The organism is Ferrimonas pelagia (assembly GCF_039543565.1).
Classification (GTDB): domain Bacteria; phylum Pseudomonadota; class Gammaproteobacteria; order Enterobacterales; family Shewanellaceae; genus Ferrimonas; species Ferrimonas pelagia.
Genome location: NZ_BAABJZ010000096.1, coordinates 12,036 through 28,650 on the forward strand (window position 1 = coordinate 12,036; position 16,615 = coordinate 28,650).

General features: G+C 53.6%; 11 protein-coding genes and 3 tRNA genes. 7 read left to right on the forward strand and 7 right to left on the reverse strand.

What is annotated here, in order from left to right:
• The first annotated feature begins 129 nt into the window (after positions 1-129).
• The 3 genes from ABEA08_RS16190 (at position 130) to fabA (ending at position 4,199) form a co-directional block, all read left to right on the forward strand.
• Complete coding sequence (locus ABEA08_RS16190; protein ID WP_345336411.1) at positions 130-879, forward strand: hypothetical protein; 750 nt, start codon at positions 130-132, stop codon at positions 877-879.
• Between the two features lie 987 nt (positions 880-1,866).
• Positions 1,867-3,594, forward strand: a complete 1,728-nt coding sequence (locus ABEA08_RS16195) for a S16 family serine protease (protein ID WP_345336412.1) — start codon at positions 1,867-1,869, stop codon at positions 3,592-3,594.
• Between the two features lie 68 nt (positions 3,595-3,662).
• The gene (gene fabA / locus ABEA08_RS16200; RefSeq protein ID WP_345336413.1) at positions 3,663-4,199 is read left to right on the forward strand and encodes a bifunctional 3-hydroxydecanoyl-ACP dehydratase/trans-2-decenoyl-ACP isomerase; all 537 of its coding nucleotides are present in this window, start codon (positions 3,663-3,665) and stop codon (positions 4,197-4,199) included.
• A 121-nt stretch (positions 4,200-4,320) separates the two neighbouring features.
• Here fabA and rmf read toward each other — a convergent pair whose 3' ends face one another.
• From rmf to rlmKL, 5 genes are all read right to left on the reverse strand, one after another.
• A complete protein-coding gene (gene rmf / locus ABEA08_RS16205) occupies positions 4,321-4,497 on the reverse strand; it encodes a ribosome modulation factor (RefSeq protein ID WP_345336414.1) in 177 nt (58 codons plus the stop codon).
• Between the two features lie 202 nt (positions 4,498-4,699).
• Positions 4,700-6,802: a DUF3466 family protein gene (locus ABEA08_RS16210; RefSeq protein ID WP_345336415.1), complete on the reverse strand. Its 2,103-nt coding sequence runs from the start codon at positions 6,800-6,802 to the stop codon at positions 4,700-4,702.
• A gap of 9 nt (positions 6,803-6,811) precedes the next feature.
• A complete protein-coding gene (gene uup, locus ABEA08_RS16215; protein ID WP_345336416.1) occupies positions 6,812-8,722 on the reverse strand; it encodes an ATP-binding cassette ATPase Uup in 1,911 nt (636 codons plus the stop codon).
• Entirely contained in the window at positions 8,719-8,940 is a 222-nt protein-coding gene (locus tag ABEA08_RS16220; RefSeq protein ID WP_345336417.1) for a glutaredoxin family protein, read from the reverse strand. Before ABEA08_RS16220 ends, uup begins: the two co-directional genes overlap by 4 nt.
• Positions 8,941-8,947: 7 nt before the next feature.
• Positions 8,948-11,047 (reverse strand): bifunctional 23S rRNA (guanine(2069)-N(7))-methyltransferase RlmK/23S rRNA (guanine(2445)-N(2))-methyltransferase RlmL, encoded by a 2,100-nt coding sequence (gene rlmKL / locus ABEA08_RS16225; RefSeq protein WP_345336418.1) that lies wholly within the window; start codon positions 11,045-11,047, stop codon positions 8,948-8,950.
• A 179-nt stretch (positions 11,048-11,226) separates the two neighbouring features.
• Here rlmKL and ABEA08_RS16230 point away from each other — a divergent pair.
• From ABEA08_RS16230 to ABEA08_RS16245, 4 genes are all read left to right on the forward strand, one after another.
• A tRNA-Met gene (locus ABEA08_RS16230) sits at positions 11,227-11,303 on the forward strand.
• 18 nt (positions 11,304-11,321) lie between these two features.
• Positions 11,322-11,398: transfer RNA gene (locus ABEA08_RS16235), tRNA-Met, on the forward strand.
• Between the two features lie 34 nt (positions 11,399-11,432).
• A tRNA-Met gene (locus tag ABEA08_RS16240) sits at positions 11,433-11,509 on the forward strand.
• A 561-nt stretch (positions 11,510-12,070) separates the two neighbouring features.
• Positions 12,071-14,515: a sulfatase family protein gene (locus ABEA08_RS16245; protein WP_345336419.1), complete on the forward strand. Its 2,445-nt coding sequence runs from the start codon at positions 12,071-12,073 to the stop codon at positions 14,513-14,515.
• Positions 14,516-14,836: 321 nt separating this feature from the next.
• On the opposite strand, the gene ABEA08_RS16250 is transcribed toward ABEA08_RS16245, so the two are convergent.
• Positions 14,837-15,376, reverse strand: a complete 540-nt coding sequence (locus ABEA08_RS16250) for a cell division protein ZapC domain-containing protein (RefSeq protein WP_345336420.1) — start codon at positions 15,374-15,376, stop codon at positions 14,837-14,839.
• A gap of 176 nt (positions 15,377-15,552) precedes the next feature.
• Entirely contained in the window at positions 15,553-16,578 is a 1,026-nt protein-coding gene (gene pyrD / locus ABEA08_RS16255) for a quinone-dependent dihydroorotate dehydrogenase (protein ID WP_345336421.1), read from the reverse strand.
• Positions 16,579-16,615: the final 37 nt, after the last annotated feature.

The window sequence follows — 16,615 nt, forward strand, 5'->3', positions numbered from 1 at the left end:
TTAGCCCAGCCCTACTCCGAGTCCGCTCGCATAATCAAGCAGCCTTTGGTTATGGGCCAGAGCAGCGCGCCACTCCGAGCTGATCCGCGCTAGAGCAGCTTAGCGCACAGCGCCCGACGAACTTGGCACGTGCCAAACGCCACGCTGCGCCGAGACCCGCTCTCGTCGTCGACTCAGCACTATGGGATCAGATCTGAACTGATCACCGCCCCATTACTGCTGAACGAGTTGGACTGGTCTGCCATCGGGGATAGACAAGTCATCCATCTCGAGATCGACGTGAAAACGGTACGGGGCCTGCGCATGGGCCTGACGCTGCACGCTGAACCGGCGGATCTTACGGTGCAGTTCTTTGCCACGGCTCAACACCGGCTCATCGCACAACAGCCGATCGCCGCAAGCTCAACCCACTTCTCTCGATTGTTAACCGGCAGTTCAATCACCGCCGAGCTGAGCCTGCCATCAGAGCACAGGATCCCCGACGATCTTCAACTGACATCACTGAGTTTGATCGACACACTGACGCCCATGTCGACCACAACCAATCGCGACAGCAGCGAACTGCTCAACGCCAGCTGTTACGCACCGTCGCTGAACAACGCGATCAACTCCACGGTGATGCTGCTGATCCCAAATGGCTACCTATGCAGCGGTAACCTACTGGCACCCACCGACCAGGCCGATCCGGATAAGCTCTATCTCTATACCGCCGCACACTGCATCTCCGATAGGGCGACGGCACGACATACCCAAGTCATACTGGATTTTTCTGTCCCCTGCGATCAAGAACATCGTCTGGACTACGCCACCTACCTTGGCCAGCTCGGCACGGAACCGCTTCATTCATTAAGCGAGGGCGAACTTGTTGTCACGGGATAGCCCAACTTCCAGCCTCGAGAGGACGGTTCGCTCTATTCGGACGAATCTGATAATAACTTCGCATTGCTTGCCTTTGACAAAGCAGCCCTGCCCGCCGGTGCTGAAGTTCGGCTCTTAGGCTGGTCGGGGGGCCACAGCGATCACATCGGCTTGATCGCGAACAACGTCTCTCATCCACTGGGGTACGCCAAGTCATATAGTGAATTTCTGATCGAAGGCAGTTTAGCGGGCACTCAAACGCTGTTGGCTCGCCCCCTATTGGGCCACACTCAGGCTGGATCCAGCGGTTCGGCGTTGATCAGTGCAAAAGAGCAAGCGTTAGGGGTGCTGTCAGCCGGGCAATTGGAGCCGCCCTATCTTTCCACCTTCTCAAGCTTAGAACGCGCCTATCACCTAGGTTTTTGTGAGCCTTTGACTGGTGATCCCACTTGCAGCGATGCGGTGCCTCAGGCAAGGATGTTTCCTCGCCTGAGGCACCGCAGAGCACAAGGTCAAGCGCTGGCGGCTTAACCCTGTTCGGCCTGTTGCTCGTGCTGATCAGTGTAAGTGAGCGGTGGCGAAGAGTGAATGTTGGTGCGGTTCGTTCCGGCCTGGCATAGGTTGCCAGGTACCCCTTTAGTGGTATGTAGGCAACCTCTTTCTCTGTTGCTAGTAGCTCTCAATGATCTCTACTGCCGGTATGCTCAGTCTCAACTTCACAAACACCACTTCGCCTATACACGTCTGACATCAATGGAACGCTCACACATCTCACATAACCTTTGCTCGTCAAGGATCGAGTTGCACCTCAAGGGCATTCACTATGACGTTGAGGTGCTATGGACTCGGCTATTGCCGGGCAATGTGGACGCCGATCATATCCTAATCAATAGCACGCTGTATATACATACAGGGCGATCAATTTCCTAGCCAAAACCCGCCATAAAGCCCTGTGCTAACTTAAGGGTGTGATATATTCTCTCTTTTCGCGTTTTCGGAGTCCTATCCTTGCACCCTTTGCGTCTTGAGCCGCACCGCCTAATTCCTCGCTTTGAGTTCTCCCCCACCCTAGCTGAGCAGCCCGACACCAGCCCCTGGTTGTTGGGACAGGAGCGCTGTTGCAATGCCTGGCAACTGTTTACCCGTTGCCAAGGCCAACACTTGTTTGTCTCCTCTTTTGCCGGTTTCGATCCTGAGGCCATGCTTGAGAGCCTTTATCGGTCGGCCCCCCTCGTCGCTACGCCGGGCCTGCTCATTGCAGAGGAAACCGAGAGCGGCCAGGTGCTCAAGAAGATCTCCGCGGATGAATGGCAAGGCGAAACCGCAAAACAGACTCTGCTGACGCCTTTGGAGGGGATCCGATTTGTTGACCAACCCCTCTCGCGCAAGACCTTACTTGGTACGATAGACAAGCAAGGTCATTACCATGCAGGCTTGCTGGCCAGCTGTGAAGTTCTGGTGATCCCGGCAGAAGGCTTACTGAATAAACCGTCCCGCTGGTCATTGATCAAAGAAGCGGTAAAACGCGGCTATCTGGCGTTCAGTGGCAGCCCGGTACGTATTCCCCTGACCTGTAAGCTGGTCGTGCTGGGCGACGCCATGGCGTATGACACACTTAATGCCTTCGATCCTGAGTTTGCTGATCTTGTCAGTCTGCTGGCTGAGGCCCAATCCGAATGGTTCGTTGATAAGCCCGAAGATACGACCCAGTGGGCTGCCGCGGCAGATCAGATCAGCACGCTCTATAGTGGCCGTGCGCTCACGACCGATGGACTTGCCCGCTTGGCCCGCTACGCAAGCCGCCTGTGTGAACATCAGGGACGTTTGACCCTCGCGTGGCACCAATTAGGCCAGTTGTTGGCACAATGCCAGGACGGTTCTGAGATCGGCGCTACTGAACTCGAGCACGCATTGACCGCACAGAGTCACCGTCACAACAGCGTTGAGATCTACTCACAGCGCAACGTCGAGGAGTCGCTGGTCAGGGTCGATACGCAAGGCGACAAGGTGGGTCAGATCAACGGCCTAACGGTTGTCGACTATTTTGGCCATAGCTACGGTGAGCCGGCACGGATCACCTGCTCCGTGCATTATGGTGACGGTGAGGTGGCCGATATCGAGCGTAAGTCGGAGCTCGGTGGCAACATCCACGCCAAGGGCATGATGATCCTCTCCGCCTGCCTCTATCGGATCTTCGGTCAAGACGAGCCGCTTCACCTCAGCGCCAATATCGTCTTTGAGCAGTCGTACCAGACCATTGATGGCGACAGCGCATCGCTGGCCGAATACTGCTGCTTGATCTCAACCATCGCCGATGTTCCGGTTAAACAGTCGCTGGCCTTAACCGGCGCAATCGACCAGTTTGGCAATGTTCAGGCTATCGGTGGCATCAATGAAAAGATTGAGGGGTTCTTTCACTTATGCCGCTATCGGGGACTAACCGGCGATCAAGGTGTGATAGTACCAACCGCAAACCTAAGCCAGTTAAACCTCAGCGACGATGTGATCAACGCCGTTAAAGAGGGTCAGTTCCATCTGTATCAAGCCGATAAGGTCGAGGATGCCTTAGCGCTGCTGACCGGCAAAAGCGTCGGCGAAGCCAACGACGACAATCGTTTCGATGATAAGACCTTGTATGGTCTGGTGCAGCAACGGCTGGATACCATGGCGGGCAATAATGAGTCCCAACCCGGCTTTTTGACCCGGATGCTGGGAAAACTTCTCACCCGTAGCTGATCGGAGTTGTTTAGCGTACAAGTGTTCGCTAATCTGTCGGCAGTTTATTGATGTAGGACTCAAGTGAGATGCAAGTGGCAGAAAAGCAACAAGTACAAGCCAGCAGTTACGATAAAGAAGCCTTAGTGCGCAGTGGCCATGGTGCGCTATTTAGTGCCAGCTCACCCCGTCTGCCCAAAGACAATATGCTGATGCTGGACCGGATCGTCGAGATCAATGAAACCGGCGGTAACTTTGGTAAAGGCGAGTTGATCGCTGAACTCGATATCAATCCCGATCTGTGGTTCTTTGATTGCCACTTCGAGTCGGATCCAGTGATGCCGGGTTGCCTCGGCCTCGATGCCATGTGGCAATTGGTTGGTTTCTTTCTTGCGTGGCAAGGCGCTGAAGGTAAAGGCCGTGCATTGGGTGTTGGCGAGGTGAAGTTCACCGGCCAGATCCTGCCGACCAACAAAAAGGTGACGTACCATATCCACCTTAAGCGCACCATCCATCGTAAGCTGATCATGGGTTTAGCCGATGCGACTATCAGCGTCGACGGCCGTGAGATCTACACTGCAACCGATCTGAAGGTTGGCGTGTTCCAGGACACCTCCTCGTTCTAAGCTCGCGATAAAACAACGCCGCGGCTCCATCAGAGCCGCGGCGTTTTTCTTGTCTGTAAGGCGTCCTCGTCGCTCCTTGAGCAGCAACAGAAAAGCCCTCATCGCAGAGGGCTATCAGGGATCATTTAGTAAAGAGTCCGGTTATTCGTCCATCGATGGCTTCGCGCCAACCACCTAACCATTGCATTTTAATGTCGACAGATTGATAGGGGCATTCATCTTTCGACCGACCGGTCAGTCCGGCTTGAAACCCGCGGGAAAAAGCCCGCTCCATTTTGTCCCGTTTTTGTCTCTTCATTGGCATTCCATCCCTATAGACAGTGATGTAGCTTTCGAATCGGCCCGAGAGCCTAAGTCAATATTTGATCTATTATTCACCAAGATCAACTAAGAAAACGACCAAACAAAGCACATTCCGGCTAAGTCCATGAGTAATTTAGATTACTTTTTTATTAAAAAAGGGGCCATTCGGCCCCTTTCATTTGTTGTCTTTTCGACAATTAGCGCTGACGACGGCGCAACCAAGCCAGCGGCGCTAACGCCAACAACCAGCCAAAGCCCAGGCCGGCCCCTTGTCGTTTGTTCGGCTGCATGTTCAGCCCGTCATCCAAAGGAACACCACAGGCGTCGCTTGAAGTGGTTTGCTTCAACACCACCGAGCGCGGAACCTGATCGGTAATGAAGTTGCCATTCGCATCGACGTCGATCACCGGCTTGCCCCGGTTTTCGCCGATCACAATACGGCGAACCGTGCCAATCACGTTACCCTCTTCGTCTTCAACATCAACGAAGTCGGTCTTCAGCCTCGGCAGATTAACCAGCGCCGTTGCAGCAATGGTGCCGTCGTCGGCAATGTGGACACCGTCCACAACCGCAATGTCGACTTCATAGGTCACATCATCATCAAAGTTTTCCGTATCCGTGACCCGATAATTCACGTAAACCGGTTCGCCGTCTTCAGCCAACTCAGTGCCTTCAACCAAACCGCGGGAGCGACAGGTCAACAGCTCATTGAGGTTAACAAACTCATCTTCCGGTTGGTTGTACAGGAAAGCACGGACACGTCTTGGTAGATTCTGCACCGTATCCACTTCAATATTGCCGACGATCATGCCGTTATTGTTAATGGAGCGGGCACGGGAGCTGAAGTCACTCTGCTGTTCGAAGAAGTCGTTGGGCTCGGTGAACTCCAGATCGCCTTCAGCGTTCAGATCAACCCAACCAAATTTCAAACGGGTGTAACCTGAGATAAAGCGCTGAACCACGCCAACCGCGATCCCGCTATCGTTCACGTCATACGCGATCGACTGAAACACTCGGTCACTGTCTTCTAGCGTCGGGCCGATCAACCTGGGTTGATCATTGAAGTCCCACGCCATTGCCCATAGGTTCGAGTTGATGAACTCAACATCATCGGGCGCCGCGTCCGGATCTTTCGCTGCGGGCGAACGACCCACAACCCAGCCTTGGTCGTTCACTCCCAACGCCTGCGTGGTATAGACGTCAGTAGAGCCCTCTTCGACATTAAATGGCAGCGGCAACGCGCGAGAACGTGCCTCATCCACCGTCAAGTCACCAAAGTCCATCTCCCAGCGATAGGCTCGGCTTTGATACGTCAGCGCACTGTTCTGCGCACTTTGAACACAGATCTCGATCGGGTTCGGCTCGGGGACAAAGGTATTGTCGTCCTCATCCTCATCCTCCTCTTCACTTGGGGCACCCAAGTAGAAGGCATCGACACAGCTTTGCAGCGTAGTTTCACTGCTGGAGGACAAGCCAATGGAGGCGTAACCCACCACAGAGCCAAGGTTGTTCATGGCCGAAGCAACGCTGATCCCACCGACATCGATGATCCCATCAAATTCAGTGCCATCGTCAAACGGCGAGATGGCGGTGAACTGAGTAAATGGCGGCGCTAACAGCGTAAACTCGTCCAGTGCATCACTGCGCTGAACGAAGGCACGATTTTCAAAGTCACGGTAGTAAAAGAACTGGTCGTCATCGTAGGGCTGATTGTCGTCATCAACGCCATCCTCATCTTCAAACTCCTCGGGAGAGGGGTTGAAGTTGGGATTCTCGACCGGTGCTTCTTGCGGAGCCGAAGTGGATCCAAAACGTAAGCCGTACGCCTCGGCGCCCGCACCGAAATAAAAGGCGTTGATACGTGGGGTATCATCGTCCTCTGGATCGGGGTTAACCACCGGCACTTTGTCTTCCAACAGAGGCACGTAGACCGGCTCATAGCCATTAGCTTCGTCATGTTGGAACAAGAAATTGTTGCCGACAAACTGACGCCGGATCGAATTCGCCGTTACGCCGCTTTCCGGCAGGATGGCGTTAATATCGTCATCCAGATCGGTGTCTTCGTCTTCGGTGCTGGCATCGTTGACCCCTTTTGACAGGCCGATAACGACGCCGTTACTGACCGCCATACCATAACCCTGTTGGGTGTTGGTGAGCGTGCCTTTAACCGAAAACACCTCGTCCAAATTTACGATTTCATAAACAGGCCACATCTGTGCGGCCTGTGCTGTCGCTCCTAAGGTCAACGCTGCAGCTACAGCAACGGCAACCCCTTGAGCACGATAAGGCATTTGGCTCATACTTTCCCCTTAAGCCTGATCCGATAACGCTTCGAGTTCTTCCCAGCGTTCCAGATCACGTTCCAATTCTTGTTCTTTATTGGCCAAGTCATTGATGACTTTGGTTGTCACCTTTGAGTCTTGCTCAAAAAATCCTGGCTCGGCCATTTGCGCTTGCAGCGCTTCTATCTCAGCTTCTAGGGCTTCGAGTTTTGCTGGTAAAGCTTCAAGCTCGCGTTGAAGCTTGTAGGATAGCTTCTTCGGCTTGCTAACAGAAGGGCTCTTTTCCGCCTTCGGTTCTTCAACAACTTCAACCGCTTGCCCTACTTCCGGCTCACGGTAGAAGGTCGCCCCCTGTGTGGTTGCGTCCTGATAGCCGCCAACGTATTCCGACCAGCCACCCTGTCCGCCAAACCACCAAGTCGAGGTCACGGTATTATCGATGAATTCCCGATCGTGCGATACCAACAACAAGGTGCCCTGAAACTCAGCCAGCTTGGCTTCGAGCAGTTCGAGGGTTTCGACATCCAGATCGTTGGTCGGTTCATCCATTACCAGTAAATTTGCAGGTTTGAGGAACAGCTTGGCCAATAACAGGCGGTTTTTCTCCCCGCCGGACAACGAGCTTACTGGGCTGCGCGCTCGTGCCGGGGCGAACAAAAAGTCCTGCAGATAGCCCAGCACGTGCCGATCTTTGCCTCCCACGGTGACCGTGTCTTTGCCTTCGCCGACGTTTTCCTGCACGGTTTTATCCAGATCCAGCGCGATCCGATGCTGATCGAAGTACGCGACGTCGAGGTTGGTGCCGATCTTGATGGTGCCTTCCTGCGCCTCAAGCTGGCCGAGCAGCAGCTTGATCAAGGTCGACTTACCGCAACCGTTGGGCCCGATCAGAGCGATGCGATCGCCGCGCATTACCGAGGTCGTCAAATGCTTCACGATGGTCTTCTCACTCCAGGCATAACCCAGATCGTTGACATCAAACACCAACTTGCCGCTGCGCTCGCTCTGGTTCATGCTCATATTGGCATTGCCGAGACGAACGATCCGCTCATTGCGCTCACCGCGCATCGCCTTGAGTGCGCGCACCCGCCCTTCGTTACGGGTACGGCGCGCTTTAACGCCCTGGCGGATCCAGGCCTCCTCTTTGGCCAGCTTGCGATCAAACTCGGCCGCCTGCTCCTCCTCTACCCGCAGTGCTTCCTCTTTGCCTTCCAAATAGGCGGCATAGTTGCCGGGGAAGCTCATGATCTTACCGCGATCCAGATCGACGATCCGAGTCGCCATCTTGCGAATAAAGCCACGATCGTGGCTGATAAAGATGATCGAGCCTTCGTAGCCCAGCAATAGGTTTTCCAACCATTCGATGGCATCAATATCCAGGTGGTTGGTCGGCTCATCGAGCAAGAGCACGTCCGGGGCTTGCACCAAAGCACGAGCCAACGCCGCTCGACGCTGCCAGCCACCGCTGAGCGCCCCCATCTTCTGCTGACCATCGAGCTCCAAATGGCTCAAGGTCTGCTGGATCTGCTGTTCAAACTGCCAACCGTTGTGGTGATCCATCGCTTCCTGCGCCTTGGCCATCTTGGCCAGATTGCGATCGCTGGGATCAGCCATCACCGATTGACTGGCCGCCTCATAATCCTCGATGGCCTGACCCGTTTCCGCGAGGCCGAGTGCAACATAATGAAACACGGTACCCGACTCATCACGAGGTGGATCCTGCGGCAAGTAAGCGATCTTGACGCCACTGTTGAGGCCAACCTGACCATCGTCCAGCAGTTGGATCCCCGCGAGCACCTTCATCAGGCTTGATTTGCCGGCGCCATTACGGCCCACCAGACACACACGCTCTTTCGGCTCCAACACAAAATCGGCACGATCAAGCAAAGGGATATGTCCAAACGCGAGTTGCGCTTGGTTTAAACGGATCAGGCTCATACTGCTTCCTCTAGAAAAGCCTTTAATTGGGAGAGATCAAACGGCCAACCTAACTCTTGGCCGTCGGGGCGACGGATCACGGGGATCCGAATGCCATAACGCTCAACCCATTCGGGCTGAGCGCAGATCTCGGTGGCCTCGTAGGCCACTTGAATGGATTGGAGCAGGCCTTCAGCCTGCTCGCACAGATGGCAACCCTCTGTGTGAAAAAGTTGCACACCAGACTCAGGCATGGCGGATCAACCAAGCGTTATGAATGTGCTTGTTGCGGGCAAAGTCCGGTGAGCGGGTCTTATCCGAAATGTTCTCGGCTTTGAGGCCCAACTGCGCCAAACCGTCAGCGTCGATCTTAAATTGACGCTTATTGTTGGAAAACAGGATCTCGCCGCCTGGACGTAACATGCGCTGCAACTGAGTCATCAGCCAGATATGGTCTCGCTGCACATCAAAGGTCTGCTCCATTCGCTTGGAGTTGGAGAAGGTCGGCGGATCAATAAAGATAAAGTCAAACTGCTCCTGGCACTGGCTCAACCATGCCATGCAGTCGGCCTGCTCGAATCGATACTGACGCCCGCGCAGGCGGTTGGCTTTGAAGTTCTCCTCGGCCCAGCGCAGATAGGTCTTGGACATATCCACTGTGGTAGTGGACTTGGCGCCGCCCAGTGCGGCGTGTACCGAGGCACTGCCCGTGTATGCGAACAGGTTTAAGAAATCCTTGCCCGCCATATTTTGCTGGATGTGGCGACGTGCCAGACGGTGATCCAAGAACAAGCCGGTATCCAGATAATCGGTCAGATTGACCAGGAAGGTCGCGCCATACTCGTGCACCTTCATGTCCTGATCGTGTTCCGCCATCCGCTGATACTGCTCTTTACCTTTCTGCTGCCGGCGGGTCTTTAGGACGATCTTCTCGGGATCGATCCCCAACACCTCAGGTACGTTCAACAGCACATCGATCAAACGCTGCTGCGCCTTCATCGGTGCAATGGTTTTCGGCGCGGCGTACTCCTGCACCACCACCCAATCCTGATAGACGTCAATGGCCACGTTGTAATCGGGCAGATCCGCGTCGTAGACGCGATAACATTCTATCGCATCCTTTTTGATCCACTTAGCCAAGCCCTTGACGTTCTTACGCAAACGGTTGGCGAAGTCCTCACCAAAGACGCGGCCAGCCCCGCCTTCGCCGATGCTGTAATTGGCCAGCAAGACCTCTAACGCACCGTTCATCAGCTTGTACTGCTTATCCGCCTTGAGGCGCAACGCATTAAGCAGCATGGGTTCGCTGCACAACAGGCTCACATGCCAGTTGGCCCACTGACTCTTAAACTGGCGCCCCATCGACGCATAGAGGCTCAGCAACACCGGCAATTGACCCAAGCGCTCACCGTACGGCGGGTTAGACACGACATAACCCTTTTGCGCCGGTGGCTCCGGCATATTGAGCGCATCACCGCCCTCAAACTGGATCAGATCTTCCATGCCCGCACGCTCGGCGTTCTCTTTCGCCAAGCCCAGCACGCGGCGATTGATATCGCGACCGATGAAGCGTGTCTTACAGGCCGCGATACCGCGGTTAGAGCGCACCTTGGCTTCGGTTAGGATCTCACGCCACATGTGTTCTTGATGGCCCGCCCAGTGATCGAACCCCCAATAGAGTCGATTAACCAGGGGCGCGGTGTCCGTTGCCATCAACGCCGCCTCGATCAGGACGGTGCCTGAGCCACAGAACGGATCGATCAGCGGTGTGTCCATCGCCTCAGTCCAACCGCTGCGGTACAGGATCGCAGCCGCCAGATTCTCACGCAACGGCGCCTTGCCGGCCTCCAAACGGTAACCGCGCTGGTGCATGGCAGCACCGGTGAAGTTCAAACCCACCAACAACTTGTCACCACGCAGGGCACAATCGATCTTGATCTCGGGGTTAGACCGACTGACCGATGGACGCTCACCGCTCTCCTCGACAAAGGAATCGACGATCGCATCCTTAACCTTGAGTGCGCCAAACTGGCTGTTGCGGATCTCCCGGTTACCACCGTGAAAGTCCACCATAAAGTCTCGTTGACTGCTGAACACCGCCGGCCAATACATCGCCTTAACGTTGTCGTAAAGCAGCTCTGCGGTCTTCGCCTGCACCTCGGCCAGCACCAATACGATACGACTGGCAAGTCGGCTCCATAGACAGATACGGTAAGCCACATCCAGCTCAGCGTGGAAATGAACGACTGCCTGGCCTTCGCGAACATCTTGTGCCCCTAGGGCTTTCAGTTCATCAACCAACAGGTACTCAAGGCCTTTCGGCACAGCGGCATAATAACGCTTCATCTAAATTCGTCTTAGTAACTGGCAAAACCCTCATTATACCGGCTTTTGCGCCACATATCCGAAAGGAAACTGTATTTTGCCCCTTTGGCGATCAAATCATCAGTCAGTTGGTTAGATCCAAAATAATGCTTGCGGCAGCGAGGCAGAATCTTTATAGTTCGCTCCGCTTTCAAAGAGGACGCGGGATGGAGCAGCTTGGTAGCTCGTCGGGCTCATAACCCGAAGGTCGTCGGTTCAAATCCGGCTCCCGCAACCAACTTTGAAATCACTCGGACGCGGAGTGGAGCAGCATGGTAGCTCGTCGGGCTCATAACCCGAAGGTCATCGGTTCAAATCCGGTCTCCGCAACCACTTCCTGCCAGGAAGCAAAATACGGCACAACAGTCGCGGGATGGAGCAGCATGGTAGCTCGTCGGGCTCATAACCCGAAGGTCGTCGGTTCAAATCCGGCTCCCGCAACCACATTTCACAAAAAAGCCAACCTCGCGGTTGGCTTTTTTGTATCTCTATGAACAGAGCTTGGCCCTCTCCCAGTTCCTTCAAGCAAAACCATACAGCACACCTCGTTGACTGTCCCTTCGGGCAATCCGTGCCACAAAATTTCTGAACATCAAGGCTGCCTAGATTTTCTGACATGGGCTCCCCTTAGAAATTAAGACTTTGGCTATCAATGACTTAAACGGACAGCTATTAAGCACTGTGTGACCACTCCACTCCGACCCGATCCCAGAACTTTTAAACAAGCATCGTTTTGCCAATGTCTCTCCGTCCAAACTTGACCTATGCCATGGGTGACTATGCTCCGTAACTGCCCCCTTATGTAACAGGTACCGTGAACGGTTCTCTATCCTCGTAAAACCCAGGACGAGCCAAGTTGTTATGGAATTTGTCGGGATAGCAGCTGTTCAACGTCAATTACTTTGTGAGCAACAGCAGGAATTTTGGTAAAGAAAATAAAATGGGTTTGGGGTGGTTTCAATAACTCTGCCACCTTGGGCCTGAATTATAAAAAAAGGAAGACACATGAGTAATGTTTCAAGGTTGTTGCGACTGGCGCCTGTGGCTGCATTAATCACTTCAACCTATGCGGTTGCCCAACCGCATGTTGTGTTTGTTACGTTCGACGACTTGAATCTCAACAGCCTTGGCGCTTACGGGAATCAACTGGAGGACATTACGCCAAATCTCGATCGTCTGGCCAATGAAGGGATGCGCTTCAATAACTTTCACGTTATGGCAGCCAACTGTACGCCTTCCCGAGCATTCATGATGACCGGAATGTATCAACAAAATAGCCGCATTTTTTCGCTGGGCAAAGCGGGGGCAGGTAACCACACGCTTCGCAATACCATGCCCGCCGTGTTTCAAGCCGCCGGCTATCATACGGGTGTGATGGGGAAGAACCCGCACCAGATGCCTTTCGAGCCACACAGTTCCTGGGATGTCGAATACGATGGCTATAGCTCAACCCGTGTGCCGAGTAACATCTACGACAAGATGATGGCAGCCATTGAGGATGCAAAGGAGAGCGATCAACCCCTGTTCTTTAACCTCAACATCTTCGACCCGCATACCCCTTTTTATGGTTGGCACCCACGCAAAGGGTCGATTGAAGAGACAGGCAATCATCCAAGCCGGATCTACACCGCGGATGAGGTTCCCTATCCGAGCTGGTTCCCCGTTCTGCCGGAATACGCCCGTGTAGGCACAACACGCGATGGTGTCGAAAACGTACACATGCTTGATGAGGTTGCCGCTTACTACAACACGGTAAAGCGTGGGGATGACTCAACGGGCGCCATGATCCAAGCGCTGATCGATGGGGGGATTTATGATGACACCATGATCGTCGTCATCTCCGACCATGGTGCACAGCTGCCTGGCGCGAAAACCTCGCTCTACAATCATGGCACGGCTTCCCCCTTAATCGTCCGTTGGCCTGGCGTGGTTGAAGCCGGATCGGTGAACGATGAACATATGGTGGGCTCAATCGATCTGGTTCCGACCTTTAGCGAGGTGGTGGGGCAGCCCATTCCTATGGAAGTTGACGGCCGTTCCTTCCTGCCGATGCTGCATCAGGAAGAGGTAGGGCCTTGGCGTGAGTTTGTCTATAAACAGCAGAACGATCGCAACCCATCTCGGGCGATCCAGACAACAGATTCGCTTTACATCCTGAACGCCTGGGCGAATGGTAGTCAACGATTTGGCAGCGTTACCACGGGCATGTTCACATGGCGTATGTTCAAGGAGGCAGCGGCCAACCCTGAGCTTGCCCCTATCGTTGAGGACTGGGTCAATCGAATAGAATACCGCATGCCGGAAGAGTTCTATGACGTCGCCAATGATCCCGACAACCTGTACAACCTGATTGATGACCCAGCGTATGCCGATGAGATCGCCCGCCTGCGTCAAATGATGCTGGATGAAGCGGTGACCACTGGCGACGACCTCTTTGTGCCCGCAATCCAAGATCCACAGAACCACGAAGTGCTTGCCTCCGTTATTGACGCTCAGAAGCAATTCCACGCGGATCAGCGCAACGACCCGAACTATTTACGCGTCGTGAACTATGACCCTCTGGATGGATGGATGGTGATAGGTAACACCATTTTCGAACCCTTTGGCGAGTGGGGGATCTGGAAATCTACCGGTGCCGGTGTGGGCTTAACGAAAAATAACGGAGAGCGGAACATGGGTCCGTCTGCCGTTGAATTCGATGGCAAGAAACTGGCCGAGAATGCCTTCCTTGCAACGGCAGAAAGCTTTGACGGTTCCGTTTTTGAACAGATCAAACTCGAACTGCTGGTGCCGAACCACCAGAAATTCGAGCGTAGAGGCCGCGTCGATCGTAAAACGGAGTTGTTCAAATCATCACAGCTGAACGTCGTATACCACGATGGCAATGAGTGGCAAAAAGCGGCTTCCGTCAAAGGGAATCGTATTACTGGCGAGCACAGCTGGACACTGGATGCGCCAGCCGGCGGCTTCCCGACGGACATGCGCATTGGCATTCAAGTCCAGTTTAATGGCGATGGCGGATACGTCACCGTCGACTCTGTCCGCCTGAGCGGATGGCAGGACTGGCAGCAGGTGACCGGTTGGAGTGCTTCGAACAAGCCTGTTGATAACGCATTTTCGCTCACCACTTCGACGCCCGAAGTGGAACTCTCCGGCGCCTTGAAAGGACAGGAGATGGGTCAATTAGAACTCAGCTACGAGTTTAGAGGCCAAAATATCAGCGGGTCTGACCGTCTGCTTGTTGAGATGGCCGATGAAAATGGCTGGAAGAGCATTCAGGTACATAACTTTGACTACGTGATGCTTCAAGGCAGCGCTTACAAGGGGATGATCGAACTCACAAGCCCGCTTCCCGCGCAAACAAAGCTTCGTTTCCGTTTGGACAGCAATGCTGCTAATGCAGCGATTGCTATTAACGATGTGATGCTCAAAACACGTTCCGCGTTCTAAGCGTAAGATCGTGATAGCTGAAAGGCGGTCCTTCGGGATCGCCTTTTTTGATTCAAATGTCGGCGACCCAAATCACGACCAAAGCAATCAGAGCCGCCTAACGACAAGGGCTGTGCAAGCGTTTGCGTGACATTCAACCATTCGAACTGGTTTCGAGCCTGGATTATGCGTTCGGGGATGGAAATGTGGATGCGACTGCTCACACACTGCACCTTAAGCCGATAGCCGTAAATCCCCGGCAAAGTTCCCATGAACTTGGGCTTTGGTTGAGGAGCCCTTCAGCAGCTAAAGGTAATACGTTCAATAAACGATCGACGATCGTTATGCCGCCACAATACGGATCGTTTTGCTCTGCATCGCTGGCATCAAACGATCGTTCATGACTTTGATCAAAGCAAACTGAGACAGACTCTTGCCATTTTTTAACGGACAAGTCGCATCGACTAACATCAATAATGCACACTGCTCATACGCTTCAATGACAATAAACTGATGTCTGCCCTGCTCTGTTTGTAATGTGACCAGTTTACATTGGGTGGCGTACACTATGTGCGGACTGGATTTGAAGTGCCAACTCTTTGGCATCATCGGCAGCGAGAAGAACCGTGCGGCGGTCATATTCAAAGCCAACTGTACCCGTACCGTATCCTCTACCGGCAGTTGCTGCTCCAACTTTTGTACGCAGTCTTGATAATAGTTGGCGTGCTCGGCCGAAAATGGCAAGTCATACAAGCCGTCAGGGATTATCTGCTTACGGGAATACCCGGATAAAAACGCCATATGTCCGCCCAGCTGAATAGCCAGCTTATTGAGCTCAATATGATAGAACCATTTCCAAGTTTGCTCAGGCATTAATGACATCGTGACGAGTCCTTTCCACAGACACACTTTATGCTAGTGCAAATATCAAGCAAGTTGCAACAAAAATAGTCACTTACTAAAACTTAAAGTGCGATCAAAACGATCCGATCCTCGATCGTTTTGATCGCACAAAAAAAGGAGCCTTTCGGCTCCTTTTCATTTAAAGAGCGAATGACTTATTTGCGCGCCAAATAAGCATCAGTAATGTCTTTAATCAATTCCGGACCACAATAGATAAAGCCGGTATAGATCTGAACCATCTTGGCACCCACATCCACTTTATCCATCGCATCTTTACCCGAATCGATACCACCACAGCCCAGAATTGGCATCTTATCGCCAAGGTTCTGATGCAGCTTATCGATGATCACGGTCGCGCGCTCGCGCAACGGCACACCGGACAAACCACCCATTTCACCGTGCTCTGGCAGATGCTCTACCCCTTCTCGGCTCAATGTGGTGTTGGTGGCGATCACGCCATCGAAGCGATTACGTAACAGCGAATCACACACCGCTTTGAGCTCATCGTCAGAAAGGTCTGGGGCAACCTTCAAGGCGATCGGCACATATTTACCGTGCTTCTCTGCCAACTCTTCCTGCTTAGCTTTCAGTGAGGAGAGCAGATCGTCCAACATCTCACCGTACTGCAAGCTACGTAGGCCCGGCGTGTTTGGCGATGAGATATTGACCGCAATGTAGCCGGATACCTCGTAAACCTTCTCCATGCAGTACAGGTAATCGTTCTTACCTTCTTCCAACGGTGTGTCTTTGTTCTTACCGATGTTCACGCCGATCACGCAGTCGCCTGGGTTTGACGCCTTGATGTTCGCTACCAGGTTATCAACGCCTTTATTGTTGAAACCCATGCGGTTGATGATCGCACGTGCTGGTTTCAGGCGAAAAGCGCGCGGCTTGTCATTGCCGGGTTGTGGACGCGGGGTCACAGTGCCAACCTCGACATGGCCAAAGCCCATGGCTGCAAAGCCGTTGATGCACTCACCGTCTTTATCCATACCTGCAGCCAAACCAACTGGGTTCGGGAAGGTCACTCCCATAAACTCCACCGGCGCGTGGGCAACGTTCTGACGATAGAACAGATCCAGCGGCGTATTCGAGGTCATACGGATCCCATTCATTGCGATCGCATGAGCCACTTCCGGGTTGGTTTGGAACAGTACTTTCTGTGCAAGGCGGTAAAACATCATTTCTCCTGTTCTAAAAAAGCCCCGGCCAACACCG

Coding starts and splice junctions, on each gene's coding strand:
- fabA (WP_345336413.1), top strand. CDS start 3,663: ATGCAAGTGGCAGAAAAGCAACAAGTACAAGCCAGCAGTTACGATAAA.
- rmf (WP_345336414.1), bottom strand. CDS start 4,497: ATGAAGAGACAAAAACGGGACAAAATGGAGCGGGCTTTTTCCCGCGGG.
- ABEA08_RS16210 (WP_345336415.1), bottom strand. CDS start 6,802: ATGAGCCAAATGCCTTATCGTGCTCAAGGGGTTGCCGTTGCTGTAGCT.
- uup (WP_345336416.1), bottom strand. CDS start 8,722: ATGAGCCTGATCCGTTTAAACCAAGCGCAACTCGCGTTTGGACATATC.
- rlmKL (WP_345336418.1), bottom strand. CDS start 11,047: ATGAAGCGTTATTATGCCGCTGTGCCGAAAGGCCTTGAGTACCTGTTG.
- ABEA08_RS16245 (WP_345336419.1), top strand. CDS start 12,071: ATGAGTAATGTTTCAAGGTTGTTGCGACTGGCGCCTGTGGCTGCATTA.
- ABEA08_RS16250 (WP_345336420.1), bottom strand. CDS start 15,376: ATGTCATTAATGCCTGAGCAAACTTGGAAATGGTTCTATCATATTGAG.
- pyrD (WP_345336421.1), bottom strand. CDS start 16,578: ATGTTTTACCGCCTTGCACAGAAAGTACTGTTCCAAACCAACCCGGAA.